The organism is Treponema sp. (assembly GCF_045657965.1).
Lineage (GTDB): Bacteria > Spirochaetota > Spirochaetia > Treponematales > Treponemataceae > Treponema_D.
The window spans coordinates 1-5,439 of record NZ_JAZOUG010000315.1 but is presented as its reverse complement, the minus strand read 5'-3'; the positions used below and the strand labels follow the sequence as shown (position 1 = coordinate 5,439).

7 protein-coding genes are annotated in these 5,439 nt (G+C 42.5%); 5 read left to right on the top strand and 2 right to left on the bottom strand.

Annotation, left to right across the window (positions count from 1 at the left end):
• The first annotated feature begins 96 nt into the window (after positions 1–96).
• Together ACKI5B_RS11890 and panD are read left to right on the top strand one after the other, a co-directional pair.
• A complete protein-coding gene (locus tag ACKI5B_RS11890; RefSeq protein WP_407429034.1) occupies positions 97–867 on the top strand; it encodes a type III pantothenate kinase in 771 nt (256 codons plus the stop codon).
• A 15-nt stretch (positions 868–882) separates the two neighbouring features.
• Positions 883–1,236, top strand: a complete 354-nt coding sequence (panD, locus tag ACKI5B_RS11885; RefSeq protein WP_407429032.1) for an aspartate 1-decarboxylase — start codon at positions 883–885, stop codon at positions 1,234–1,236.
• 5 nt (positions 1,237–1,241) lie between these two features.
• Here panD and ACKI5B_RS11880 read toward each other — a convergent pair whose 3' ends face one another.
• Entirely contained in the window at positions 1,242–1,580 is a 339-nt protein-coding gene (locus tag ACKI5B_RS11880) for a cupin domain-containing protein (protein ID WP_407429030.1), read from the bottom strand.
• Positions 1,581–1,641: 61 nt separating this feature from the next.
• Here ACKI5B_RS11880 and ACKI5B_RS11875 point away from each other — a divergent pair, with 61 nt between their 5' ends.
• The 3 genes from ACKI5B_RS11875 to ilvN are packed head-to-tail and all read left to right on the top strand — an operon-like array spanning position 1,642 to position 5,128.
• Entirely contained in the window at positions 1,642–2,931 is a 1,290-nt protein-coding gene (locus ACKI5B_RS11875; RefSeq protein WP_407429028.1) for an HD-GYP domain-containing protein, read from the top strand.
• Between the two features lie 60 nt (positions 2,932–2,991).
• On the top strand, positions 2,992–4,623 hold the full coding sequence (lysS, locus tag ACKI5B_RS11870; protein WP_407429026.1) for a lysine--tRNA ligase: 1,632 nt from the start codon (positions 2,992–2,994) through the stop codon (positions 4,621–4,623).
• A 13-nt stretch (positions 4,624–4,636) separates the two neighbouring features.
• A complete protein-coding gene (gene ilvN / locus ACKI5B_RS11865) occupies positions 4,637–5,128 on the top strand; it encodes an acetolactate synthase small subunit (RefSeq protein WP_407429024.1) in 492 nt (163 codons plus the stop codon).
• 36 nt (positions 5,129–5,164) lie between these two features.
• Here ilvN and ACKI5B_RS11860 read toward each other — a convergent pair.
• Positions 5,165–5,439, bottom strand: a 275-nt coding sequence (locus ACKI5B_RS11860; protein ID WP_407429022.1) for a helix-turn-helix domain-containing protein, incomplete at its 5' end; no start/stop codon positions are given.

The following is a 5,439-nucleotide window of genomic DNA, read 5'->3' as shown; positions in this document are numbered from 1 at the left end:
GGGTAGCGACCAACGAAGTGGGCGCGTAGGGGGAGACTTCCCCCACCTAAAAACATAAAATCTGTGTGAATCTGTGGATAAAAATGAGGAAAATTTATGATTTTAACACTTGATATCGGGAACACTCAGCTTTCAGGCGGTGTTTATCAGAACAAAAAAATTACGCTCACTTTCCGCTGTGCTACAACCAAAGGCACTTCAAGTGACGAAATCGGCATTTTTCTGCGCTCAGTACTGCGCGAAAACGGAATCGACTCAAAACAGATTTCTGACATTGCAATCTGTTCGGTCGTTCCTTCACTCAACTATGCGATTACCAGTGCGTGCGTAAAATATTTTGGAATTGAGCCGCTTATGATCCGCTCTGGAATCAAAACCGGCCTTAAACTGCGTTACGCAAACCCAAAAGAAATCGGTGCGGACAGAATCGCCGCTGCAATCGGAGCAAGTTCACTGCGCCTTAAAAGTCACATAATCGTTGTAGATATGGGAACTGCAACCACTGTCGATGTAATCACAAAAGAAAACGAATACTTCGGCGGAGCAATTATGCCAGGAATCAACATGATGATGCACGCACTTTCTTCGGGAACTGCACAGCTTCCAAGCGTAGAAATCGTAGAACCTGAAAAAGCATGCGGCTCTTCAACAGTAACCGCAATTCAGTCTGGTCTTTACTACGGAACCTTAGGCACAATCAGAGAGCTTATAGACCGGTATACAAAAGAAGTTTTCTGCGGGGAAAAACCTGTCGTTATTGCAACAGGCGGATTTTCAAACCTGTTCCGTGGGGCTGGACTTTTTGATAGAATCGAAAGCCAGCTGGTACTGGACGGATTAAGGATTGCTTTAGAATTGAATAAATAAAACATGGAGAAAATTATGAATATTGAAGTTTTGAAATCTAAACTGCACCGGGCAACTGTTACTCAGACAATTCTTGATTATGAAGGCTCTATCTCAATCGACACGGAGCTTGTAAAAAAAGCCGGTATGCACTTATGGGAAAAGGTCGAAATTTTCAACATCAATAACGGTGCCCGGCTTGCAACCTACATTATTCCGGGTAAAAAGGGAGAATTCTGCCTTAACGGAGCGGCAGCACGACTGGCCCAGCCTGGAGATAAAATCATCGTCGTTTCATACACATGGATTGACGAAAAAAATGCGGACAATTGGAAACCACAGATTGTGCTTTTAAACGACGACAATTCTGTAAAAGAAATTAAAGGCTGAAAGTTTTAATCCTTTACAAAATCTTTACGGTAAGGATTAAAAATGTCCAGAAGAATTCCGTCTTCAAGGCACACACATCCGTGAATCACGCTGTCTGTCTTGAGCATAGAATCTCCTTTCTGGACAATTTTTTTAACGCCGTCAATTTCAAATTCGAATTTGCCGCTCACAACATAAGTAATCTGAGTATGCGGATGCTGATGCAATGCCCCGACAGCCCCTTTCTTAAACGTATTTTCCACGCACATTAAATCATCACTGTAAGCAAGCACGCGCCGGATAACACCTTCACCGGCATTCTGTGCCGGAACATCTTTGTGAAATACCCATCTTTCGTTTTTCATTTTTACTCCTCAAAAATAATAACATAATTTACAATTTCTTAAAATAGATTATAATGTTCTTATGATTTTACAAGATTTATGGTCAAAAATCCGCACTTTTCTTGGTTTTTATAAAAATCCACCGTATGTCGAAAATCTTTTGAAAGAAGCTGATATCCGCAGTGCCAGAAACATTTCGTTTGTTGTAATCTGCCTTGAAATATGGATGCTGATAAGACAGGTTGTAAAATACCACTCAAAATTTACATCACTTTTTAATTTTTTTAGTTATACCTGGGGATACTGGATTTTACTTTCAGCCGCAGCATTAATCTTCGTTTATTCAGTTTTATACCTTTCAGGAAAATTAAACATTCTTAAAAAATTTGCAAGACTTTTTATATTTCTTTACTTTGCACTTGGAATCTACTTCGGTATGATGACTTCCCTTCACGACATTTCAAAAGGAAGGATGATTACGTGCTTTCTAAACATGACACTCATTGCAACCGTAATCATGATCTGGCGTCCTTTTATTTCGCTTATAATTACGGCAACATTTTCACTTCTGTTTGTTTACCTGGTAAATCACGTTTACCACACAGTGCAGGGAAATGCATGGTTTATGGGCGAAGGAGAACTTATCAATTACACAATGTTCATGATAGCCCTGATGATTACTGCCATAACCATGTATTTACAGCGGCACAGGGATGCACAGAAGGCTTACGATTTACAGAAAGCACACGAGCACGAAATTGAGTTAATGAAAAAAGAACAGGAGCATTTGGGAGAGCTTTTTTCACAGACTGCTGCTGCCCTTGCAAGTGCAATCGATGCAAAAGACCGCTACACTCACGGTCACTCAAACAGAGTTGCAGAATATTCGCGCGAAATTGCAAAACGTGCCGGTAAAACCGAAAACGAAATCAATGAAATCTATTTTGCCGCCCTTCTCCATGACGTCGGAAAAATCGGTGTAAGCGGTGCAATCATCAACAAAAACGGCAAACTGAATGACGAAGAATTTAACGAAATTAAAAAACATCCTGTCTGGGGCTGGGAAATTCTTTCGAATATCACACATTCACCTTATTTAAGCATTGGAGCACATTATCATCACGAAAAATACAACGGTAAAGGGTATCCTGAAGGCCTTTCAGGTGAAGACATTCCGGATACAGCCCGCATAATCGCAGTTGCAGATGCTTACGATGCAATGACAAGCAAACGAAGTTACCGCGACACTCTTGCACAGTCAGTTGTAAGAAGCGAAATCGAAAAAGGAACCGGAAGCCAGTTCGACCCGAAATATGCAGAAATTATGCTAAAAATGATTGATGAAGATACTGAATATACGATGAAGGAATAGGCTGTGAATAAAAATGCCTTAATTGAGTAAAAGCATTCATTTCATTATAATATCAGCATTATGTCAGAAAGAAATCCTAAAGAACTTTGCCACTGGGCTGACCAGCAGGCTGAACGAATCATCAAGCAGAAGGGAGAGCGGGATTCATACACCTGCGCTTCAGGAATCACTCCCTCTGGCACTGTCCATATCGGAAACTTCCGCGAAATCATCACGGTTGATTTAGTTGTACGCGCACTCCGTGACCGCGGCAAGAACGTCCGCTTTATTTATTCATGGGACGACTACGACGTATTCCGAAAAGTTCCTGCAAACATGCCGAAACCGGAAGAACTCGAAAAATATCTTCGCTATCCAATCACAATGGTTCCGGACACATTCGGTCGTGACGAAAACTATGCGCGCCATCACGAAAAAGACATCGAAAATCAGCTTCCGCGAGTAGGAATCCATCCTGAATTTTTGTATCAGGCAAGCCGCTACCGCGATAACCGCTACACAGAAGGCATGAAAATCGCAATGCAGAAACGCGATGTAATTAAACAGTGCCTGAACGAGTACCGCGACGATGAGCACAAAATGAAGGACAGTGACGTCTACTGGCCTGTAGCCGCTTTCTGCTGCAAATGTAACAAAGACGAAACTGAAATCCTTGAATACGACGGCGAATACGGAATCACTTACAAGTGTAATTCATGCGGTCATGTCGAAAAAGGCGACTTGCGGACATCAAAAGAATTCAAGCTCGGCTGGCGTGTTGACTGGCCTATGCGATGGAACGAAGAAAAAGTCTGCTTCGAACCGGGCGGAAAAGACCACATTTCTCCGGGCGGCAGCTACGACACAGCAAAACTCGTTTCAAAACGCCTCTACGGATGGGATGCACCTGTCACAATGAAATACGACTTCGTTAAGCTCAAGGGCGTTCCCGGAAAAATGTCTTCTTCAAAAGGAAAGGTCATTTCGCTCGTTGATGCACTCGAAGTTTACCAGCCGGAAGTTTTGCGATATATCTTCGCTTCAAACAAAGTTGATCACGAATTCTCTATTTCATTTGACCTCGATGTAATCACAATTTACGAAGCTTACGACCGGACAGAACGCCTTGTCTGGGGCGTTGAAGAGCCTAAAGAAAAAGATCCTGCAAAACGCGAACAGCTTTTGCTCCGCGAAAAACGCCTTTATGAGCTCAGCCAGATTGAAGATATGCCGAAGATTATGCCTTATCAGGTTCCTTTCCGTCTTCTCACAACTCTCTTGCAGACTTATTCAGGCAATGTAGATGCTGTAATCAAATCTTTGGGCGATGTAAAACCGGAACAGGAAGAAACTCTTCGTAAACGATGTGCCTGTGCATGGTACTGGATTAACGAATCAGCTCCTGACTGTGCACCTGACATGTGTTTTGCCATCCGAAATGACGGAAGCAAAGCAGAAGACATCACAGGAGACATGCTCACTGCCGTAAAACGCGTACGCGACGAAGTTGTTCCAAAGGTAGGCTCATTTGCACAGGACAGAGACTGCCAGCAGGCAATGTACGACATCGCCACAGAACTTGGTCTTGATGCAAAATCACTGTTCACAGCCCTGTACCACGCCCTTATCGGAAAAGATCAGGGACCGCGCCTTGCAAACTTCATGAAAATCATCGGTAAAGAACGGCTTTCACAGATTTTGAGCGTGTACTAAGAAGGAGAATTTTATGAAAAAATATGTACTTTCAGTTTTAGTTGAAGATCATGCAGGTGTTTTGAGCCGTGTATCTGGTCTTTTCAGCCGGCGCGGTTTTAATATTGATTCTCTCACAGTGTGTGAAACCGGAAATCCGGGGCAGAGCCGAATGACTATTGTTGTTCAGGGGGACGAATATGTCCTTGAACAGATTAAAAAGCAGCTCTCCAAACTCGTTGAAGTTATTTCAATAAGCCACTGCCACAAAGAGAACACAACACAGCGCGAAATGGCACTCATTAAAGTCAAAGCTTCTGGAACTGACCGCGCCGTCATCATCGAGACCTGCGATATTTTCCGCGCTCACATCATCGATGTCGCCCAGAATTCAGTAATAGTCGAAGCAACCGGAAGTGAAGATAAAATTTCAAGTCTTATCCGGCTTCTTGAACCATACGGAATCTTAGAGCTTTGTAAAACAGGTCTTACAGCAATGGACCGTGGTGAAAAAATTCTAAAATAGCTTTCTTTAAGCTCTGCTGTCAAAGCAGGGCTTTTTTTATCTTTTACGATATGCAATCGGACTTTTTCCGACAAGTTTTTTAAACCAGCGGCCGTACTGCGTAAGAGATCCAAAGCCGCAGTTCATTGAAATTTCAAGAACAGAAAGTTTAGTATTATGCAGAAGTTTGCAGGATTCAGAAACACGCAGACTGTTCACATATTCAATAAAAGTAAACTGCGTATATGTTTTAAAAGAGCGGCTCAGGTGACTTGCGGTAATATTAAAATTTCCGGCTACTTTTTCCAGGGAAAGCTCTTCCTTAAAATGCA

Coding starts and splice junctions, on each gene's coding strand:
- ACKI5B_RS11890 (WP_407429034.1), top strand. CDS start 97: ATGATTTTAACACTTGATATCGGGAACACTCAGCTTTCAGGCGGTGTT.
- panD (WP_407429032.1), top strand. CDS start 883: ATGAATATTGAAGTTTTGAAATCTAAACTGCACCGGGCAACTGTTACT.
- ACKI5B_RS11880 (WP_407429030.1), bottom strand. CDS start 1,580: ATGAAAAACGAAAGATGGGTATTTCACAAAGATGTTCCGGCACAGAAT.
- ACKI5B_RS11875 (WP_407429028.1), top strand. CDS start 1,642: ATGATTTTACAAGATTTATGGTCAAAAATCCGCACTTTTCTTGGTTTT.
- lysS (WP_407429026.1), top strand. CDS start 2,992: ATGTCAGAAAGAAATCCTAAAGAACTTTGCCACTGGGCTGACCAGCAG.
- ilvN (WP_407429024.1), top strand. CDS start 4,637: ATGAAAAAATATGTACTTTCAGTTTTAGTTGAAGATCATGCAGGTGTT.